At 40.0% G+C, this 21,807-nt stretch carries 12 protein-coding genes; 2 read left to right on the top strand and 10 right to left on the bottom strand.

From position 1 onward, the window contains the following. Positions 1-211: 211 nt before the first annotated feature. The 3 genes from B3E92_RS01435 to B3E92_RS01425 all read right to left on the bottom strand — a co-directional run bounded on the left by B3E92_RS01435 (position 212) and on the right by B3E92_RS01425 (position 5,418). The gene (locus B3E92_RS01435; RefSeq protein WP_286895036.1) at positions 212-3,547 is read right to left on the bottom strand and encodes a TonB-dependent receptor; all 3,336 of its coding nucleotides are present in this window, start codon (positions 3,545-3,547) and stop codon (positions 212-214) included. Between the two features lie 162 nt (positions 3,548-3,709). Continuing rightward, positions 3,710-4,669: a FecR family protein gene (locus tag B3E92_RS01430; RefSeq protein WP_286841350.1), complete on the bottom strand. Its 960-nt coding sequence runs from the start codon at positions 4,667-4,669 to the stop codon at positions 3,710-3,712. 134 nt (positions 4,670-4,803) lie between these two features. Next, entirely contained in the window at positions 4,804-5,418 is a 615-nt protein-coding gene (locus tag B3E92_RS01425) for an RNA polymerase sigma factor (protein WP_286895035.1), read from the bottom strand. A 261-nt stretch (positions 5,419-5,679) separates the two neighbouring features. Between B3E92_RS01425 and B3E92_RS01420 the strand changes: the two genes are divergently transcribed. Continuing rightward, positions 5,680-7,557 carry a DEAD/DEAH box helicase gene (locus B3E92_RS01420; protein ID WP_286769272.1) on the top strand — a complete coding sequence of 626 codons (1,878 nt, stop codon included), beginning with the start codon at positions 5,680-5,682 and terminating at the stop codon, positions 7,555-7,557. A 174-nt stretch (positions 7,558-7,731) separates the two neighbouring features. Then, entirely contained in the window at positions 7,732-9,495 is a 1,764-nt protein-coding gene (locus B3E92_RS01415) for an AMP-dependent synthetase/ligase (protein ID WP_286895033.1), read from the top strand. A gap of 61 nt (positions 9,496-9,556) precedes the next feature. Here the strand turns inward: B3E92_RS01415 and rlmB are convergent, their stop codons facing one another. From rlmB to B3E92_RS01380, 7 genes are all read right to left on the bottom strand, one after another. Continuing rightward, positions 9,557-10,345: a 23S rRNA (guanosine(2251)-2'-O)-methyltransferase RlmB gene (gene rlmB / locus B3E92_RS01410; protein WP_046672182.1), complete on the bottom strand. Its 789-nt coding sequence runs from the start codon at positions 10,343-10,345 to the stop codon at positions 9,557-9,559. A gap of 77 nt (positions 10,346-10,422) precedes the next feature. Then, the gene (locus B3E92_RS01405; RefSeq protein ID WP_286895031.1) at positions 10,423-12,267 is read right to left on the bottom strand and encodes a DNA polymerase III subunit gamma/tau; all 1,845 of its coding nucleotides are present in this window, start codon (positions 12,265-12,267) and stop codon (positions 10,423-10,425) included. 218 nt (positions 12,268-12,485) lie between these two features. Then, the gene (locus tag B3E92_RS01400) at positions 12,486-13,688 is read right to left on the bottom strand and encodes a BACON domain-containing protein (RefSeq protein WP_286895030.1); all 1,203 of its coding nucleotides are present in this window, start codon (positions 13,686-13,688) and stop codon (positions 12,486-12,488) included. A gap of 85 nt (positions 13,689-13,773) precedes the next feature. Further along, positions 13,774-14,667: a DUF1735 domain-containing protein gene (locus tag B3E92_RS01395; protein WP_286895029.1), complete on the bottom strand. Its 894-nt coding sequence runs from the start codon at positions 14,665-14,667 to the stop codon at positions 13,774-13,776. 73 nt (positions 14,668-14,740) lie between these two features. Next, positions 14,741-16,789 carry a RagB/SusD family nutrient uptake outer membrane protein gene (locus B3E92_RS01390; RefSeq protein ID WP_286895028.1) on the bottom strand — a complete coding sequence of 683 codons (2,049 nt, stop codon included), beginning with the start codon at positions 16,787-16,789 and terminating at the stop codon, positions 14,741-14,743. A gap of 23 nt (positions 16,790-16,812) precedes the next feature. Next, positions 16,813-19,944, bottom strand: a complete 3,132-nt coding sequence (locus B3E92_RS01385) for a SusC/RagA family TonB-linked outer membrane protein (protein WP_286895026.1) — start codon at positions 19,942-19,944, stop codon at positions 16,813-16,815. A gap of 19 nt (positions 19,945-19,963) precedes the next feature. After that, positions 19,964-21,286: an IPT/TIG domain-containing protein gene (locus B3E92_RS01380; protein WP_286895024.1), complete on the bottom strand. Its 1,323-nt coding sequence runs from the start codon at positions 21,284-21,286 to the stop codon at positions 19,964-19,966. Positions 21,287-21,807: the final 521 nt, after the last annotated feature.

The following is a 21,807-nucleotide window of genomic DNA, read 5'->3' as shown; positions in this document are numbered from 1 at the left end:
TTAAATAATTACTAGTTTTGCCATCACAAGATCATTTTTTAGACTATGCATCCCTGTGGGATAGCATTTCATAAGGTTGCATAGTTGTTTTCAATCACCCTTTTTCTGTATTTTTCTATTTTATCTCCTGTTGTGCGACTTGGACAAACCCGGAACTTATGTACAGTATTGAGGAGTGATATGAAACTGCCTCGCGCAGAAATTTTTCTATTTAAAAATTGTAGCTAAATGAAAGATTAAACCTTTGTCCCTCTCTTCTACGATAAGTAATAATATCTCCTTCGTTTTTATCATATCGTATAGATTTACCTTTTTTCAATACATAGAACTTTGTATCATCTTGTTCATAATCTTGAATATTCATATAATACCGCGTCCATTCATCCAATAGATTGGCCATATTAAATTTCACTTCCATCTTGCCCTTTAGAAAACGTGTATAAAGTTGTGCATCCAATTGTTTTGGCGCCAACTCATATTCAACATTATTCATATTAACATTCGCTATGTTTGTTCGATAACCTCGATGATTATAGCTTGCTGTTACCCCGAAAAATTCACCCCAATATCCTACGCCTAGATTCAATAACCAAGGTGACTGCCCAATCAGTGGTCTATCTTGATTGGGATAGCGCTGTTGAACGCGCTCGGCAACTTGGGTTTCAGGGTTATTAATCCATTCCCAATAACTTAAGACATTGACTTTCGATTTGAGTAGTGTTCCATTAGCGTAGACAAATAAGTTTTTAAACCACTCCTTTTCCGACAGAAATGTTAAATTCTTCCTGATTTCCATTTCAAGTCCAAGATTTTTCGCATTTTCCATGTTAGCAAAAGTATACGTGTTCCCCCCACTATGAACAAGTTCTATGGGCTTATCCAAGTATTTATAGTATCCCGTTATAGAAATGATTTCACCTGGTGAGGGGTACCATTCAAATCGAAGGTCTACATTATCGATTAACGTGGATTTAACTTGCTCTCCATAAACGTAACCGTCTAACTCATAATCATACATGGCAAACATGCCAACTTCTCTAAAATCTGGTCTAACTACCGTCCTTGAGTAGCTACTTCGAATATTGAAATCGGATGTCACCTTATAGGTGGCGTTAATAGAGGGCAAAAACCGCCAGTTATTTTCTTTTACACCAAAACGATGTCTTTGGACATCATTGGGATCTGGTTCATCCTGATAAGTCCTCCTATATAATTCTTCCTGCTTAGAGTTTAAATTAAAATATTCTGAACGCACGCCATACACCAAACGCAATTTATGCCATAGCATTTGATCTACCATCAGATACACTGCCTGTGAAGACATTTTACCATCATAATATCGACCGCCCAATGCATCTGCGTAGTAATAGGCCTGCCCATTTCCGTTGCCGATATTATCGGCGCTGAATAACTGGTCATAAGGAATTTCTATCTCTGGAGGCAACTGATTCGTAGTACCTTCTGCCCATGCTCTCGTCCAAGGGACGAAATTGAATAAATCCAACGCTCTCTTCTTCAACCAGGCCTGATAGCCTAATTTCACCAACGTTGGAACAGCTGCATTTTTGCCGAATTTTCGCGAAAATGCAGCGCTCCAATTATAATCTGTTTCATCAATATTTGTCCATCTTCGCGAGTCCCTGAAAACCCCCGCCACAGATGAATTACGATGAGTTAATAACCCCGGGGTTTGAAAATAAGGAATACTATCTATCATGGCAGTGACCCTATAGGAAAGCTTTCGTTCATCTAAAATTTGCTGTTTAATTTTGTTGACCGTAAACATTCCTTCAGCTTTTAACTCCCACGGCAGTTGATACTCTCCAACCAATTGGTGTTGCTGCAAAGACATCGCTTCAGGCAATTGATAATTCAGTTTGCTTACTTCAGGATTAGAATCACTATAGGGCTTTTGAATAGATTCATTATAAATATCACTGTACGTACGCGCATACATGTTCTTTATGGAAACTTTAAAAGCTTGTCCCTGCCAGCCCATATTGGCCATTAATCCGGCGCTGCTATTGAAGCGATAGGATGTTCCGGCTCCATTGTCACCGAGACCTACACTATCAATATAATTATTGATACTTACCGAATTACGTACATTATTAAATGCAATGATATTTTGTTCGTTTCTAAAATTTGTGGATGCCACAAACCCCAATCGCTGTCCATTATTTAATTCATAAACCCGTCCAAGCGAAAAACGCATATTCTGATTGGGGTATGCTTTATATTTATATTGTCGCAATGCATCATTATTAAAACGCTTGGACTGTGCGATAGCATCCAAATCGTTATACTTCACGGCATCGCCAAACTCCGTTGGATTTAAAGGAGTGTTGTTCAATTCAGGATCAGTCAAAATATAACCGGGAGGCGCATCCAATTGTATCGCCCGACTATTCCACTGCCAAGTTTTTATTCCATCGGGCATCTTGGACGATTTGTTAAAGAAACCCAAATATTCACTCGTATGCCGCTCCCCCAGCCGATAAAAGTCTTTGCCTGTTGTACGGGAATTCCCACCTAATCCGTATTGAATTGTGGTAAAATTCTGATCTGGAATGTCTAATGTATTCACCGAAACCTGTCCACCGGAGAATTCTGCCGACACGTCCGGTGTTGCTGTTTTATTAACGACCACAGAACTTACCATCTCAGTCGGAATAATATCAAACGAAAAATCCCGTCTATTCTGCGACGTGCTGGGAATCACCACACCGTCGAGCATCGCTTGATTATAGCGATCCGACATTCCTCTAACAATTACATTTCTATTATTAACCGTTGTCAATCCTGTTACGCGTTTTAAAACCTGCCCCATATCATTGTCCGGTGTACGGGCGATCTGTTCAGCCGAAATACCATCGGTCACCGAAGCAGCATTCTTTTGTACCGCATACAATCCCGCTACAGAAGCTTTTTTAAAGGATACACTGACAACTGCCGTTTCCAACGCGCTTACCTGCATCTTCATGGCAATGTTTAACCCTGTCCGTTGTCCGGCCTGTATCCTAACCCCTTCAATACGTTGGGTCTGGTAAGAGAGGTAACTGACTTCCAGTACGTAGGTTCCCGGTTCAGCATTCAAAAGATAGCTCCCATCGATACCGCTCTGTGTTGATTTATTGGTTCCGATCAGTTTGATGCTGGCATTAGCCAAAGGCTGACCGCGATCATCAATAACTTTACCTGAAATGTACCCATGCTGCTGTACCGGTTTTTTGACTAATGTAATATAGACACCGTTGTCATGAGCCATCAGGTCAGTCTCCCTAAGCAGATAACGCATGACATCGCGAACACTATTACTTTTAAAAATTTTGGCATTTACCTTTTTCTTTGCCAGATTATATTTCGCTGCATCGAAAGCGATATGTATATTTTGGGATTCCAAACGTTCGAAAGCCGCCGGAATATTGGATTCACTAAAAGAAACTGTAATCTTTTTATTGAGTAACTGCCCGTATGCGCCCGAAGCTAAGAGCATTTCGGCCGACACGATCGAAAGAAGTAAACCTACCAACGATGTCCTTATCATAAACTTAATATCGTTTTGCGTAACGTATTGGTTAAATTTCATAAATTTGTATGCGTATATAATATCTCTTAAGTTGTTGTATATGTTATTTATACCATCTCCAAATGGTACGAGATGCAGAGTTGACGATGGCCATCGTCAGCTCTCTTTTTTATCCTCGAATTAGTAAATATGCACTATCCTGCCCTCCTTCCTTGATTTGTTGTGATGAATTGCTTTGATACTTTCCAAGGTTGCCGTCCAGGACAGCTGCTTTGATATTGGCATACTATACCGTTGTTTGACAATCCGCTGATCGTCAGTTTTTATATCCACATCATAGATATTTTTGACCGCTAGTGCCAATTCTGCAAAACTGCTTTGCTTAAGATAAACTCTTCCCTCAATCCAGCTATTACGTGTCGTCAGATCAAAAGTCTCCTGATTGCTATTGTGGTTATTTTTGGTATGACGGATCTGTTCGCCGCGGGTCAGCACACCCAGCGGATTGTTATTGGCAGTGACCTGCACTTTTCCAGTAAATACGGACACCGAAATATCATCAAGTTCGAGGTAATTCTTCACCGTAAAGGAAGTTCCTAAAACAGTAGTTTGTATTTGTTGAGCTTTGACAATAAAAGCTTTAGTAGAATCTTTCCTAACATCAAAAAAAGCTTCCCCAACAAGGAGTTCCACCACACGATCCTTTCTACCGAAAGAAACTGTATCCAATTTTAACTTCGAACGTGCGTTTAAAATCACAGTTGACCCATCGGCAAGCTGAACTTTTTTACGTTGCGCAACGCCCGTTTCAAAAATCCGATATCCTGGCTGAAGTAAAGCTTCTTTGCGAGAAACTGCTTGATCAGCTGTTTTCCAAAACAACGCACTCAAACAGAGTAATAAACATGCCGCCACCGCTCCAGACCAATACAGCATCTTTCGGACGGGCACGCTCTTCGTGGACGTATTTCCAATCTGTTGTTGAATTCTTCCCCATAACTGATTTTCGTCAACGTTATCATCAGGCACTTCTTCTTTGTCCAGTCCAGCATACCAATGATCAATCAGTCTGCGTTCACTTGTACTAGCCTTATTCTGGCGGTACCTATCCATTAACAATTCAAAAATTCTTCTTTTCACTTTTTATGCCCACTGTTTATATACAAGTCCGCAAAAAAACCCCAAAGTACTTCAAGAAATAGTTAATGTTGTATGAAAGAATTGTTAAATGATCCAAGTTCTGGAAATAGAAATTTTGGGAATGTGTAAGCAAGCTACTTAATGAACTCGTCAATAATAAAGACCAAGAGCAGGGTGAAACTACCGTTTTGAACATGTTGGTAGCCCAAAATAGCTTTACGTAGTCGTTTGGATGCTTCCGTAAGATTGTTTTTGACCGTTTGCTCAGATAGGCCCATACGCGTGGCAATCTCTCGAATGGATAAATGTTCCCATTTCAATAAAAGGGCCTGTCTCATATTATGGGGCATAATCTCCAGTTCTTCCTCCAACAACTTCTCTAAAGCTAGATAAGTGTTGAGATCCTCCGGATGCTCCTGTACATAATCAAAAATATGTTTGCTCCAATGATCCAACAATTTATCTTTGACTTTATTGGAATTAAAAAAGTCTATAATTTTATATTTAAGCATTCCTTTCAAATAGGCCTGGAGGTTCATCTGGATATCGATGGTATGACGTCGTTCCCAAAATTGAACAAACAGCTCCTGAAGAATGTCCTCCACATCCTGTCGGTCTAGGATTCGACGAGCAGCATGCTGATAAAGATCTTTCCAGCAATATCGGTATAATTCCTCGTATGCAGCCGTATCGTTATTCTCTTTTATAGCCTGCAGCCAACGCTGATGTACAACTGGTCCTTGATTCATGCTACACCAAATTTAAGGTTGAAATATTAAGTTTCTATTAATAAATGAATAAACAAACTGTAGACTATAAAATAGTTTCACATTCAAAATAAAACTTTTCAAAGCGAGCTAAATCTATATAACACGGCTCAATTTATTATCACTTAGCAGAAAAGAATCCGATCACCCTAAAAATCAATTATTTAAATTATTTGTTTATTCCAATATTATTCTTACCTTTGCAACGCCTTAGGCAATAGTGCCTATTGTATAAAATATTTCATGAACCCATTTTTAGAACTGGGAATCCGTGAGGAAGTTGTTAATGCCATCTCAGAATTAGGTTTCGAAAAACCTTCTGAAATTCAGGAAAAAGCCATTCCTGTTTTATTGACTGGTAACGACGATTTTGTCGGATTAGCCCAAACTGGCACAGGAAAGACCGCGGCATTTGGTCTTCCATTATTAGAGCAATTAGACTTTTCTCAAAAACACCCACAGGCATTAATTCTTTGCCCTACTCGGGAATTATGTTTACAAATCTCAAAAGATTTAGAAAAATTTGCTAAATACGTTGACAATGTACATGTTGTTGCTGTATATGGAGGTGCAAATATCTCAGACCAGCTACGTCAAATTAGACGTGGAGTGCAAATTGTAGTAGCGACCCCAGGTCGTATGTTGGATATCATCGGCAGAAATGCGATTGATTTTTCAAATGTAAAATATGTTGTATTGGATGAAGCGGATGAGATGCTCAATATGGGCTTCAAAGAAGACATCAACAACATTTTGTCAGAAACTCCTGACGAGAAAAAAACTTGGTTATTTTCGGCGACAATGCCTGCTGAGGTACGTCGTATCGCAAAGAATTATATGACCGATCCAGTTGAGCTTACTGTAGGTACAAAAAACACCGGTAATGCCAACATTGAACACCACTATTATTTGATCAAAGCAAAAGATAAATATGCTGCATTCAAACGTATTGTGGATTCAAACCCTGATATCTTTGGTATCGTATTTTGTCGTACAAAAATCGAAACACAGGATATCGCTGAAGCGTTGATCAAAGATGGTTACAATGCAGATTCACTGCATGGTGACTTATCACAACAACAACGTGATAAAGTGATGAAACGTTACCGTGACCGTAGTTTACAATTATTGATCGCAACAGACGTAGCCGCTCGTGGTATTGATGTGAGTGATGTAACTCACGTTATCAACTTCTCTTTACCTGATGAAACAGAAAACTATACACACCGTTCAGGCCGTACCGCCCGTGCAGGTAAAACTGGTATTTCACTTTCTTTGGTAAACGTAAAAGAGCTAAGCAAAATCCGTCATCTCGAAAAGATCATCGGTAAGCCTTTTGAGAAAAAACAAGTACCTCAAGGCGCTGAAGTTTGCGAAAAACAATTATTTTCTATCGTTAAAAAGATTGAAAATGTTGAAGTAAACGATGAACAAATCAGCCCATTCTTGCCTGCAATTATGGAAAATTTGGAGTCACTTTCAAAAGAAGATATCATCAAAAGATTCGCTTCTCTTGAGTTCAACCGTTTCTTGGATTATTACAAAAATGCACCTGATTTAAATATCGAAGCGCGTGATGGTGGTCGTGAAGACCGCGGTGATAGACGTGATGGTCGTTCACGTGAAGGTTCAAAAGGCTACACGCGTTTATTTATGAACTTAGGTTCAGTAGATGAATTCTCTCGTGGAGACATGTTGGGCTTCATCTGTAACAATGCGAATATTTCAGGAAAATCAATCGGTAAAATTGATTTGAAAGGCGTGTTCACATTCTTCGAAGTTCAAGATGCAGAAGTAGAAAAAGTATTCCAAGGATTCCAAGGTGTAGATTACAACGGTCGTCAAGTACGTATCGAAGTATCTGGTGAAGCAAGAGGTGAAGGTCGTGGCGACCGTGGCGGAAGAAGCCGTGGTGGTGATCGTGGCGGAAGACGTGAAGGTGGATACCGTGGCGGTGATCGCGGCGGAAGACGTGAAGGTGGTTTTGGAGGCGGTGAACGTGGCGGAAGACGCGAAGGTGGATTCAGTGGCGAACGTCGTGATCGTGGTGAGCGCAGCAGCAATGGTGGCGGCTTCCGTGATTTCTCTGGAAAACGTAAAGAATCAAAAAGCAAATACTAATCATTCGTATTTAGCATAAGAGTTAAAGACTCTGGCACAAAAGCGATCAGCTTGAGATGCCAGAGTCTTTTCTTTTATCCTCTTCCGGTACAACTACTATAATCTCGCCTGCCAATACAATAGTATCTTTAAAAAACCGTAAATTAGCTGTATTACACGAACTGGATTTCCAACATGCCAACAGCAACGAGATTATTTGATTTAGCAAGCTTGCAATATGCTATTGCGCCAGATTTCCCTATGTTTTCTTTCAAAAAAGACAACGAATGGGTAAAGGTCAGTAATACCGAATTTATTGATCGGGTCAATAAGACATCAAAAGGTTTGATCGCCCTTGGTGTTCAACCTGGAGAGAATGTGGCATTGATTAGTGAGAACCGTATCGAATGGAATATTTTGGATTTCGCAATCCAACAAATCGGTGCCGTAGTCGTCGCCCTTTACCCCAACATTTCGACTTCAGATTACGCTTATATTTTCAATCATGCGGAAATCAGAAATTGTATCGTTAGTTCAAAGAAACTATATACAAAAATATTAGCGATACAACAAGATTGTCCACAACTGAAAGCTATTTACAGTCTCGACAAGGAGAATGACCTCAATCACTGGGAGGACTTTGTTGCGAAAGGCGTTATCATTCCGGATGAGACACTAAACCAATTGCGTGATACTATCCAAACAGATACATTGGCATCGATCATTTACACCTCTGGCACCACGGGTAACCCCAAGGGCGTGATGTTATCCCATCGAAATTTATTGGCAGATACATTGAGTAGTGAATATTCCTTTCCCGTCGAACAAGGTGATCGTGCCCTCTCCTTTCTTCCTGTATGTCATGCTTACGAACGCGTATTCCAATATGTTTATATGTACAAAGGGTTGACCATTTTCTTTGCGCAGTCTATGGATACCATAGGTGAAGATTTTAAATCCGTTAAACCCCATATTTTTTCCGCTGTACCTCGTGTATTGGAAAAAGTTTATGAAAAGATTATGGCAATAGGAGAGCAGTTGACTGGGCTTAAACGCAAACTATTCTTTTGGTCCTTAAGTCTCGGCGAACAATACAAACTGGAGGGACGTACACGGTGGTATGACTTTCAACTGAACATTGCCCGTAAATTAGTTTTTTCAAAATGGCGCGAAGCATTAGGTGGCGACATCAAAGGGATTGCCTCTGGGAGTGCTGCTTTACAGGAAAGATTAATCCGTCTGTATATGGCAGCAGGAATTCCAATATATGAAGGTTATGGCCTCACTGAGGCAGGTCCATGTATCGCCGTAAACTGCTACAAACGGGGTATGAAAATCGGAACAGTAGGTTTGCCCTTAATTCACATTGAAATTAAGCTCGCGGCCGATGGAGAGATAATAACCAAAGGTGAAAATAACATGATAGGGTATTATAAAAATCCAGAGGCAACAGCTGAAGTGATCAAAGATGGTTGGCTTTACACAGGGGACATTGGTCAATGGGTAGACGGTAAATTTCTCAAAATTATAGACCGAAAGAAAGAGATGTTCAAGACTTCTGGAGGGAAATACATTGTTCCTCAGCAGATCGAATCTAAGCTGGTGGAATCCTCGTTTATCGAACAGGCCATGGTAATTGGAGAAGCCCGCAAATTTCCTGCTGCTTTGATCGTTCCCAACTATAATAAACTACTAGAATGGTCAAAAGGTACTTTTCCCTCCCTTGCCGATCTTTCTAAACAAGATTTTCTAAATAGCCCAGAACTGAAGCAGAAAATCGAATCGGAACTCAACCGTATTAATCAAAATTTTGGCGGCTGGGAGCAGATCAAGAAGTTCGCTATTCTCCCCAACGAAATGACTGTTGAAACGGGTGAATTGACACCGACCTTAAAAATGAAAAGAAAAGTTATCTTACAAAAATACGATCGGGAGATTGAAGAAATTTATAAAATCTAGCCTACAAAAAAAGCCTTTGTTTTTGACAAAGGCTTTTCTATAATCAACTATATTATATTCTTTATTTTTTAACAATCCGTTGACGAATCGCTTCATAGATCACTACTGCAGCCGATACAGACACATTTAACGAACCTATTTCACCGTACATTGGTATCTTGGCCAGATGGTCGGCAATGCGGATTAGGTCATTGGAAACACCAACGTCCTCCGCACCCATAATGACACAAGTTGGAGCCGTATAATCTACGTCGTAGATACTCGAGGTTGTTTTTTCTGTACTGGCAACTAACTGCACACCTGAATCAATCAAAAATTTACCAACTTTTGAGAGGCTATCATGGCGACAGACAGGGATTTTATAGAGTGCGCCAGCAGATGTCTTGATCGCATCAGGATTGACCTCAGCCGAGCCTTTTTTAGGGACAATGATGGCATGTACTCCAGAACATTCAGCAGTCCGTGCAATGGCTCCCAAATTGCGAACATCAGTTACTCCATCCAACATCAGCAGTAAAGGAGTTTCACCTTTTTCATAAATCTGCGGCAGAAGTTCCTCTATGTCATGATAGGTAATTGGAGAAATAACCGCAATTACACCTTGATGATTTTTACGTGTTATCCGGTTTAATTTTTCAATTGGCACCTGTTGAGAAGCGATATTATGTTCTTTTAACAAGGCTTTCAATTCTAAAATCAAACTCCCGCTCAAACCACGTTGTATAAATAATGACTCGATCTCTTTACCACTATCGATTGCTTCGATAACAGCGCGAATACCAAATACCATCTGATTCACTTCACGTCTTTCCCCGTGGTCGCGATCACGTCTCTGAAAATTTCCTTGCATAATAAATACTAAATATCTGCCTCTTCATAGAAGAGTTTGCAAATGTACAAAAATAAAAAATAACTATTGTGTTTGAATTAGCTTAGTCCTAAGTTAAACTCTTTCCTCAAAGTATCTAAGAGCGGATTTTTGTTGACCATAGCTTGATACTTCTCCTGAGAAGTATAGGGTTTGCGTGAAATAGTATGTTCCATCATTACCCCCTGCAGATCCAGTGAAAAATTCTGAAGTTTCACACGCAGGTAATTCAGCACATCAACCTTTGCGCTTTGCAATACATCCATCTGAACACCATTTTCGACATCAATTTCAATCAATACCCCATTTAAGCGGGGTTGCATAGCAGTCATCATGGTATACAAGTTAATCTTGTTTTCTGCTTTCAGCTGTTCAGCATAACTATTCCAAACAGCAATAAATTGGCCGAATGAAACATCACGCTGTTCGCTTCCACGTATTAATTCAGGTTCATCACCTTCTTTGGCAACGATATTGTTATCGTATATGGTATTCAAATCCGGCAAAGACGGAATAATTGCAGCAGTAGATGCTCCCCAGCCCCCTTTTTTTACTTTAGGCGGCACATTGGAAATAATATCTTTTTTCACCTCTTCCTTTGTCTCGGAAGCCTGATAATTTACGGGGTTAGCTTGCGGACGCGGTGTTACCTGGTTTTCAACGACAGGAGCATTCGCTGGAGAAGTCGCTTGCGGACTAAGAGCTACAGAGCTTTGTTGTGGTTGTCCCGCTACTGGCTCAGGAAGTTTTTTTTTTACACCCTCGGCTGCCGAAGGAATCTGTATGGACCCTAGCTGGCTCAATTTAATTGCACTTGCAATATGACATGTCTTGAGGAGTGAAAGTTCAACTTGTAAGCGTTGATTTTTACTTGTCTTATAGTTTATCTCACATTGATTGGAAATATTCAATGCAGACAACAAAAATCCTGGAGAGGCTTTTTGGGATTGCTGTAAATACTTTTGACGAATACTATCACTTACTTCCAATAATTTAAGCGTAGTTGGCTCTTTAGCCACCAGTAAATTTCTGAAATGCGCTGACAGACCGGCTATAAAATGACTGCCATCAAATCCATGATTTAAAATCTCATTGAAAATCAATAAGGTTTGTGCCGCATCTTCCCTTAAAATAGCATCTGTTAGCTTAAAATAATAATCGTAATCCAAGATATTCAAATTATCGATTACCGCTTGATACGTGACATTTTTATTGGAAAAACTGACGATCTGATCGAACATCGACAAGGCATCCCGAAGACCACCATCTGCTTTTTGGGCAATGATATGCAAACCGTCCTGATCATAAGCAATGCCTTCTCCATCAGCGATACGAGCTAAATGACTAGCCATATCTTCCACTTTGATCCGATTAAAATCGAAAATCTGACAGCGCGAAAGAATAGTAGGTAAAATCTTATGTTTTTCTGTAGTCGCCAGAATAAAGATGGCATAGGAAGGTGGCTCCTCTAAAGTCTTCAAAAAAGCATTAAAAGCCGCTTGAGAAAGCATATGCACCTCATCTATAATATAGATTTTATATTTTCCAGCCTGCGGCGGTATACGCACTTGATCAATCAAGTTACGGATATCATCTACGGAATTATTGGATGCAGCATCCAGTTCATGAATACTGAAGGAATTTCCATTTTGGAAAGACTTACAGCTATCACATTCGCCACAAGGTTCGGTGCCTGCTAAGATATTTTCACAATTTATTGTTTTCGCTAAAATACGTGCACAGGTCGTTTTACCCACACCACGGGGACCACAAAACAAAAATGCCTGCGCCAACTGGTTGTTGTGTATCGCATTCTTTAAGGTACCAGTAATGTGTTGCTGACCTACAACCGAATCAAAGGTAATCGGGCGGTATTTACGTGCAGAAACAATAAAATTATCCATTGCACGAAGATACGGATTTTATAGTTATTTTTTTACATAAGGGCTATATCGATATCAAAAACCAATTCGTCAGATTCCTAGGAACTTTAAGCCTAACTTGCTGTTAAGCCCCTGTCTTGGACAGAGAAACAAAAATAAAATGAATAATTTATAGTCTGTTTTATGCGAATAAAAGCCCATGAAATTATTTTGGAAATAGTTTCATGGGCCAAATTGTATTATTTGCCTACCGTAACGACAATATCATCAATAAAAATACGGTTAACAGCGACAGGCCAATTGCCAGTACGCTGGTCAAATGCTCCGCCCAATAACCAAAATTGAGTTTCAGCAGTGGCTCCCGTTATCTCAAAAGAATAAGTTGCCTCTGGCGCTTGCCAGGCGGCCCTGCACGACTCTAAGCTCGAGTTAGGTGAAGCTACGTTCATGACATTAAATTGGCTTGCGCTAACTTTACCTGGCCCCTTGACACCAACAGTCAGTTGATAGTGGTCACCCGTGGCATATCGTACTGCTTTAAAAGTAACCAACAAGTTTTTTGTACGCTGTACGTTGGACAATCTTGGCGAAATCAGATCACCTCCGTAATTTGTCCGTCCCAGTTTAATAAAGCCAGGACGCGCATAAATTGAAGCATAACTACCTCCGCCTTCCGTCGTATTGATTGTACTGGACCAACCTTTTGCAATTTCATCTGAAGTCCATAAGCCAACCCTTGTTTCCCCGTTTGTAACATTGAAAATTTCACTACCATAGCTTAACCAATTAAAATCTTCCTTGAGAACAACATCTCCCTCCACCTGTAACTTCACGCCTTTCTGATATACAATAAGTGGAGAGGCCTGTTGTACGTCGTCTAAAAATAATAAAACACTTGCTGTACGCTCAATATCTGTATTCCTATTTACTTTAATCGATATAGGTGTATCACCCTCACCTTCCATAGGAGAAATTGTAAGCCAATCTATTTCATCTGGCAACATGACTTTCCACTTGCCGGTAGAACGGAGAATATATTGTTCTGTTATCCCAGGCTCAAGCACTTCTAAACGATTAGTTAGTCCATCTATTTTTAAATAAGGATCCTGTACTTGACCTTGATTCGCAGCTCCAGCTTGCTCTATCTTAAGGGCTTTATTTTGTAACTTGCCATTTAGGGTAAAGAGCAATGTTACCTCACGATGTTCAGGATCGGTGTTTTTACTTACCGTAACCGTAAATGTGCCATGACCATTCCCTTCTACGGACTCAATTTTAAACCAGTTCTCTTTCCTAAGAGGCTCTACTTTCCAACTCCCATTTGCCTGAACGGTATAGGTCTCAGTGGAACCAGCCGCTGGGACTTCCAGTTTTGTTGGATTATCTTTTATCGCAAACAAACCATCCATTTCGATATCATCTTTACAAGATGATACTATCATGATCAAGCTGAAGCAAAAAACAAATATGGTTTTTGTAAGCTTATTCAATGTATAATAATCAGTCGTATTCATGGATTTAATAAATTTATTTCACCTGCATTTCAACTCGTTCTTTCATAAGGGTTGTTACATTACCTATTGTGTACTGGTAAGATAACAGAAACACGTTTGTACGCATACCAAATGCTTCTTCTACCTTGAATTTATTCGGGTACATCGGGTCATTATCCAGCTGTACCACCTGTATATCCTTATAAGGCTTAATTTTTACACTATTAAATTCATCCACCTCCAGTATGAGGCAGTTTTTCGCAATATTAGGCAATTTAGACACGAAGGTTTCACTTCCAGCGACCATCCGTACACTATTGCTCGTTAATGGAAATAACTGTTTATTCGCCGCTGTCGCCAGACCATTGGCAAAACCTACCATCGAATACATCGTGTTACTAGCTTGCGAAGCATATTCATTTTCGATGATAACTTGATATAACATCGTGCTTTTTTTAGACTTGATTTCAACACCTGATGCGTTTGTCGCTTTTAATCCGATGAAATAAGTGGAATCAGGCGATAATCCATCCGGTCTCAATTTGATCATCGTACGGCCTGTTAGCTCCCCAGCTCTGATCACAATCTTATTGTCCATGATCTCATACTTTTCCTTTGGAAGAGATTTGGCATAGAGATCATCTGAATTATCGTACACGGCAAAATTATATTTTATTAAAGGTTCTGAATCTTCTTCCAGACCGATAACAAGATCGTTACTAGGCGCATGCGTCCCACCTGACGATGCCGCTACATACCCTATAACCTCATCTCCCGTCAGACGGACAACTTCCTTGAATGTATTATGATAATCAGAGCTTATTAACGCCACTTCGTTTTTATACATCTCCTTTTCGAATACCTCATTATCTTTACAGGATACCAAAGCGATCGAAAGTGTTATTATTGCTATATAACCTCGTTTCATATTTTAATATTTTAATATCTTCCTTAAGCATTTTTAGCAGATGGAAAACTTTATATTTTCTATTTCTTAAATCTTAATTATATCCAGGATTCTGATCGAGAGATGGCAACCTACGCATCTCCGCACGTGGTATAGGCACCCAGATTAATTTTTTATCGACCTGACGCGTTAGGAAAGAAGATGTACCTGGTGAAACCCGCCTATAGAACGACTCGCGATCAGCACCATCTGGATTCATACCACGAATAGGCTCACGCTCCGTTTCCTCATATTTACCCCAACGTCGGACATCGTAGAAACGGCGATTTTCCCATAAAAACTCAACCATACGCTCACGCTCAAGCTGTTGTTGAACTTCTGGCTTGCTGCTGAGCTGAGAAGATGATAACCCGGGGAGACCTGCGCGATAACGAACTGTATTAAAAGATGTTTTGATCTCGTTCTCATCGCGGCTCAAGGTATACATTTTATCACCAAGTTGTACGGTATGACTACCTGTTAGGTTATTTAAAGCTTCCGCATAAGAAAGCAAGATCTCCGCGTAACGGATGATGGGGTATGCCTTTGGCATCATTCTAGCACCTGTTCCGCTGATTGCATCAAAAGCGTTAACCCATTTTTTAATAACATATCCTGTCAATGGATAATTAGGCGACGATGCTGAAACACCACCTCGACCATCAGGCTCTTGGTAGAAATACTTGGCTGTATGGTTGTTTAACGTGGTGCTTGATAAGGCCTGCCATACGGCACCATTAAAACCTATGGATGCATAGAAACGCATTTCACGGTTAGCATACATCTTATATACCCCCGCATTAAGTGGATAACCCGAAAAATTACGCGCTTGAGCAGTAAATAAATCACCAAATGTACCACCTGCGGGAAGGTCCGACACAGCCTCAAAATAAGTTTCACCACGCGCCTCTTCTTTAGTACGTCCATCATCCATAAGGTAGGCATCGACAACTTTTTGTGTTACCGAAAAACGCCCCCATCCGCCTAAGGTCGGAGGAAATGCACCTTGGTTCAAATCCGTTCTGATATAATCTGTGTTTCGTCCCCAAATATATTCAGGGTTGATCGAAGCCACAGCTTCACCGGTAAACACATCCGAATAAGATCTTAACGCATCAATACCACCCGCTCCATTTGGATAGGCGCCGTAGAAATTAGGATCAGAAGTCACCCCGACCGGAAGTTTAGGCGTTCTTTCGTCAGAAGTTACTGTATATAGTTTGTATCGGCCCATATCCATGACCCGTTTGGCGGCAGCAGCAGCCAAAGCCCACCGTTTTTCATCATATTGTTGCGATACATAATGTACTCCATCGGTTTTTCGCACCCAACCACCAAAATAGGAAGCTGCGACCGACCCGCCATTAAATAAAGGACTAGCATGAATCAGGCGCAAACGAGCGATCAATGCAAAAGCCGCTCCTTTTGTTGGTTTACCAAAATCTAACAGACCAACATTATCAGGGAGTTGTATGGCTGATTTTTCAAATTCACCACAGATATATTCCATGGCTTCGTCATATGTAGCACGAGGTCGATCGTAGTAGGCAATATCTTCATTAGTATTCACTACTTCATCCCCCAATAAGATTGGCGGTCCAAAATCAATAATAAGATTATAGTAAGCGTAAGCCCGAATAAAACGGGTGTATCCTTCGATGCGGTTACGATCAGCATAACTCATATCCTTTGGCACATCAATATTTTTCAAGACATTATTCGCTTTACGAATAATCTGATAATATTTACCCCATTGGTTAAGCCCACCGTAAAAATCAGGCGTAATATTTCCGGTGACAAAATCCATTCCATAATAAACATTGGTCGTTCCTGATCCGGTGAGACCGTTTATAGCTTCATCTGTCGCCATTGGTCCAGGAGTATAATTTGACCTAATTGTCCTGGATTCGTCAGGAAATAATGCTGCTGCTCCCCACATATAAGCTTCGATATATCGGGTATTTGTATAAGCCGAATCAATATTGAACTCATCGTCAAAGTATTTATCTATAGTTAGATAATCCTTACAAGATGTTACCACAAACAAAACCAATATGGCTAAACTAGCTGTGGTTATTCTATTTATGACTACTGACGTTTTCATATCTTTAAGTTATTTATATACAATTAAAAATTAATATAGGCTTGTAATGAATAAGTAGTCGGGATCGGGTATTTACGTCCACCCCAAGCCGCTTGTTCTGGGTCAAAAATCTTAACGTTATCCCAGATATATAGGTTGTTACCAACAAACTGAAGATCCATAGATTTTACACCTAGTCGCTTTAAGAAATTCGGACTTACATTATAGCTCAAGGTAAGTTCTTGTAAGCGCAAATAACGGGCGTCGTCCATCCAAAAAGAGGATAATTGACTATTGTTGCTATTGTTACCATATTGCAAGCGCGGGAATTTGGCATTCGGATTTTCAGCTAAAGATAGATCAATATCATGCTGTAACGCATAATCCCGAGGGATCCAACGATTGGCAGGATCATTAGCCAAGGAGATCACATTACCATCTGTACCACCAAAAAATGGCATATACCCCATACCTGTGTTTTCAGTAACATCTTTGTATACCATCGGCTGACCTACATAGAAGAAGGACGTCTTGCCTGTACCTTTAAAAAGCACCCCTAGCGATAGATTTTTGTAACGAAATTCGCCCCCAAATCCATACATGATCAATGGATAGTTGCTATGGGTCAATGGGACTTTATCCAGCGTATTAATGACACCGTCGCCATTGACATCTTTATATTTAATATCACCCGGCAATACAGCTCCGAAACTTTGTGTTGGGCTATATTTGATATCGTCCTCATCTTTAAATAAGCCCAATGACTGATAACCACGAATCGAATTGTAGGGATATCCATTATATTCCAAATAAGAATATTCCAGATAGGCTTGTTCCCAATTTTGCACCACATTTTTAGAGTATGTAAAATTACCACGAAGGGTCAAAGTCATATCACTATTGAGTTTAGTCGTATAGGTAATATTCCCATCAGCACCCATGCTCTTCATTCGGCCCACGTTAGCATACGGATTGGAGATCACCCCCACATAATCCGGCACCTGCACACGTGGTTGAAAAATACCATTGCGTTGATCTTTGAAAAAGTCAATTACGAAATCAATTTTACTGTTAAAAAGTTTTCCTTCTATCCCTAGATTAGACTTAATAGAGCGTTCCCAGGCTAAATTATCCGCTCCAATACGAGTTTCAGAAATTGTTTCAATGCCACCAACTCCCCAAACATTACCATTGTAAATATCAGCCTTGGTCAGGTATGGGAAACGGACAGCATTTAGAATGCGATCGTTACCTACAGTACCATAAGATGCCCTGATCTTAAAATAGTCCAACCAAGGGGCAACTTCTTTCATAAATTTGTAACTTGTAGGTACCCATCCCACGGCAACCGAAGGAAAAAATCCATATTGGCGACCAGGTTGAAAATTCTCCGACCCTGTGTAACCAAAGTTAGCATCCAACAAATACGTATCCTTATAACCATAGGTAAACCTACTGGAAACACCTTGATAACGAACAGGTATTGCTGTCAAATTGTTCGTTGCTTCATCGGTATCTTTAGCATCGCTCAAGTAGTAATAAACCAACGCCGAAGTACGATGATCCTCACCAAATGCTCTTTCGAAATTCAACGTAGATTCAAAATGATATTTTCGATATTGGCTTACATACTTTGAGTAGGAAGCTGGTTTTTCCTGTACTTTCTGAACCATGATCAGTGATCCATCTAAATTACGTCCAGTTGCCTCATACAATGCAGGTTGCATCCATCTTCGCTCGGAAAAATAGCTATGGATATCGTAAGCCCCTTGGCCACGGATTTTCAATCCTTTTAGTATACTGCTTAAATCTTGATCTAACGCCAGGGTAACCTTACCCTTATAATTTTGATTATTATAGTTACCTGTACGATTAATCATCACATAAGGCGATGAACGTTGCCCAGTGCCTACCCCCGGCAACAATCCATTGGAGTATTGAAGAGGAATAGAAATTGGGGTAAGTGTCGATTGCGTTTTCCAAATATCGTCCGTATTCCCATAGCCAGGTTCTTTTTTAACAGATAAAAAACCATCTGAACCCAAAAATACTTTCGTCGTTTTTGTCAGATTGATATCAAGATTGACACGATAATTATAAGTATTATAGCCCACATTGGAACTGTAAATACTATTCTTGTCTACTTTATAAGCGGCTGTTTCACTATTACCACCCAAACTCAAGAAATATCTTGCAACTTCAGATCCACCACGTCCAGAAGCATAATAGCTCTGACGCCAAAAACTCCGGTTTAAGATTTCATCCTGCCAGCTGACATCTGGATACATATCCGGATCGAGATGCTGCTGTATAATACCCAATTCTGTATCGTTATACAGGGGCTCACTACCACGTACGACAGATGCCTCATTGGCCAGCAATGCATATTCATATGACCGTAAATATTTTGGTAGACGATTAAGTCTTGATAAGGTAGAATTTGCCCGACCAGTAATTTGTATACGGTCAACGGTACCACGCTTTGTTGTTACCAATACAACGCCATTTGCCCCACGTACACCATATACAGCAGTGGCAGAAGCGTCTTTCAAGATAGAAAAACTCTCCACATCGGCAGGGTCAATGGTATTTAAATCGCCTTCAAGTCCATCAATAAGTACCAAGGCCTTTGCGTTGGCTCCGAATGTACCAATACCACGCACCCAAAAATCAGCGATATTTGCACCAGGTTCGCCGGAGGTCTGCATTGATATAATACCAGCCGCACGCCCCCCTAGCATGTTTGCGATAGACGGTGCAGGACTTTGTAGTTGTTTCACATCTACTGTTGTAATAGCTCCAACGGAACTAATTTTCCGCTGTTTGGCACCTAAACCAACGACGACAACCTCATCTATATTCGTGCTCTTCTCAAGCATCTTTATATTGAGATCTGTAGTCGATTCGACCACTAAATGTTCTGTCGTTTCGAAACCTACACTCGTAAACACCAACATATCGCCGTAGATGGCTTTAATAGTAAATTTACCTTTTTCATCCGTAGAAGTTGCTCCCCCCGGCTTGTCCTTAATGTAAATTGACACTTTGGAAATTGGCTGCCCCTTTACATCAACCACTATCCCAGCAATAGTCAACGGCTCTTCTGTTTGTTGTGCAAATGCAGGTGACAACCATAGGAACAACGGCATGATGCACAGAAAATAAATAATCTTCATAATATAATAAGTAGGTTTATTATTCAATAACTAGTTTGCGAATGCGCGCATTAGTCCAATCAGCGATGTAGATATCTCCCTGATCATTTACAGCAACGCCCCAAGGCTGGTTGAACTGGGACTCCACTGGCCCGCCATCTTTGTACCCAGCTTTAGTCGGTTGCCCCGCAACAGTAGAAACGATACCATCAGCCGATAACATACGGATACAATGATTACCATAGTCAGCAATAAACATATTCCCAGCCTTGTCGAATTTGATGTCTTTTGGGTAATTAAAAATAGCATCCTTAACAGGGCCGTCACGAAATCCCGAACCTCCAGGGGCATTGATCCGTTTAAAGCCCCCTGTTCCATTGGGATCCCTTAGATCCAATACCGATATACCCTGCGCAAAGGTATTCGGACTCGCATTGGAGTGCAATGTGATATAAAGTTCCCAAGGCTTTGCGGGGTTAATAGCCTGTCCATATTGCGAACCGTATGGCCCTTTGTGTACAATAGTCGCAGCATAAGTTATAGGGTCTATCTTAGCGATGTTACCGTCACGGAAACGAGTGTATAAGTAACCATCATAAGGACAAAAAGTAACAAAATTAGCATATCGATCTGCCTGAACAATCTTTCCATAATCTGCTGCAGAAAACTGTGCATTTCGCTGGCGAAGTGCCCATGCTTCTTTTGGATCAAAAGAAAAAAACACTTCGGCGACTGACTCATGGGATACTGTCATAATACCTGTAACGCGGTCAACAGTTACTCCATTCGCATATGGATTAGGTGAGGAGGCAACTGAATAAAGAGGAGTTACAATGTTTTCCTTTTCATTAATGCGTGCAATACCAAATGATCCGCCATCGCGCCAAGTCATAAACAAATTACCTTGCGCGTCCATATCAAGATATTTACCATAAACATGTGCCTGATCAAGCGTGCCCGCTAAAAAATCCTTATCTCCTGTACCGGTAACTGTACTGACCTGTGCCTGGATATGATATGTGAAGGATTTTTCATAAACCACTGAATCTTTACCGACGACAACGGAAATTTTAGGATCATCTCCCGGCAGGCGTGGTACAATGGCATAAATACGTTCTCCACTTGAAGAAACTACTGCGGCCCGTGCATTGTTAAAATACACTTTGATTTTAGTTGGGTCCAATCCAAAATTTTTACCATCTAATAAAATTTTATCTTTCGCCCCTCCTTCCGCAGGGTAAAAAGAGGATAGCACAATTGGTAAATCGGGATCATGCTCATTCCGTTTTGTTGCAATATCCTCCTTGCAAGATGAATAAAGCAACAACAATAACATTGAAAATGTGAATTGATTACATTTCATAATAACTTTGGTTAGTTTATATCAATTGGTTCTAAAAGGCAGATCAAATATATTTTAGAAAAAAAAACAAAACAAATATTTATAAAACAAAAATTGAAATCAAATAAATATTTTTTACTAAAAAAATGAAAGCTTTAGAAACAAAAAACAAAAGCAAACATAGGTATAAGACCTTTTGATTAGAACGTTGCAAAACTAACAACAAGCACGCAAAAACCAGCATTCAGCTAATTACCATATTATTAACATTGCTTTAATTTAATGCTAAGAATAAATCCTAAATAAGGAGAAAACTAAAAAAGAAAATAAAACGAAAATGTTACAAATATAAAATGAAACACACTAATTTGTAACATCATGCATAAACCAAAGTCTGCCTAAGCTTTTAACCTAGATGAGTAAAGTCAATTGGTAGAAAATTTAACTTCTGAAAATCTTAATTTCCTATTGTAAATTCAAAAGCATTTTTTAAAAACTTGGTAATAATTCTTTACAATTCATCACATGTGTCCTAAATAAAT

Origin of the sequence: Sphingobacterium sp. UBA6317 (assembly GCF_002440385.1) — a bacterium.
GTDB lineage: Bacteria > Bacteroidota > Bacteroidia > Sphingobacteriales > Sphingobacteriaceae > Sphingobacterium > Sphingobacterium multivorum.
This window is presented reverse-complemented; position numbering and strand designations above follow the sequence as displayed.

Coding starts and splice junctions, on each gene's coding strand:
- B3E92_RS01435 (WP_286895036.1), bottom strand. CDS start 3,547: ATGATAAGGACATCGTTGGTAGGTTTACTTCTTTCGATCGTGTCGGCC.
- B3E92_RS01425 (WP_286895035.1), bottom strand. CDS start 5,418: ATGAATCAAGGACCAGTTGTACATCAGCGTTGGCTGCAGGCTATAAAA.
- B3E92_RS01420 (WP_286769272.1), top strand. CDS start 5,680: ATGAACCCATTTTTAGAACTGGGAATCCGTGAGGAAGTTGTTAATGCC.
- B3E92_RS01415 (WP_286895033.1), top strand. CDS start 7,732: ATGCCAACAGCAACGAGATTATTTGATTTAGCAAGCTTGCAATATGCT.
- rlmB (WP_046672182.1), bottom strand. CDS start 10,345: ATGCAAGGAAATTTTCAGAGACGTGATCGCGACCACGGGGAAAGACGT.
- B3E92_RS01405 (WP_286895031.1), bottom strand. CDS start 12,267: ATGGATAATTTTATTGTTTCTGCACGTAAATACCGCCCGATTACCTTT.
- B3E92_RS01400 (WP_286895030.1), bottom strand. CDS start 13,688: ATGATAGTATCATCTTGTAAAGATGATATCGAAATGGATGGTTTGTTT.
- B3E92_RS01395 (WP_286895029.1), bottom strand. CDS start 14,667: ATGAAACGAGGTTATATAGCAATAATAACACTTTCGATCGCTTTGGTA.
- B3E92_RS01390 (WP_286895028.1), bottom strand. CDS start 16,789: ATGAAAACGTCAGTAGTCATAAATAGAATAACCACAGCTAGTTTAGCC.
- B3E92_RS01385 (WP_286895026.1), bottom strand. CDS start 19,944: ATGAAGATTATTTATTTTCTGTGCATCATGCCGTTGTTCCTATGGTTG.
- B3E92_RS01380 (WP_286895024.1), bottom strand. CDS start 21,286: ATGAAATGTAATCAATTCACATTTTCAATGTTATTGTTGTTGCTTTAT.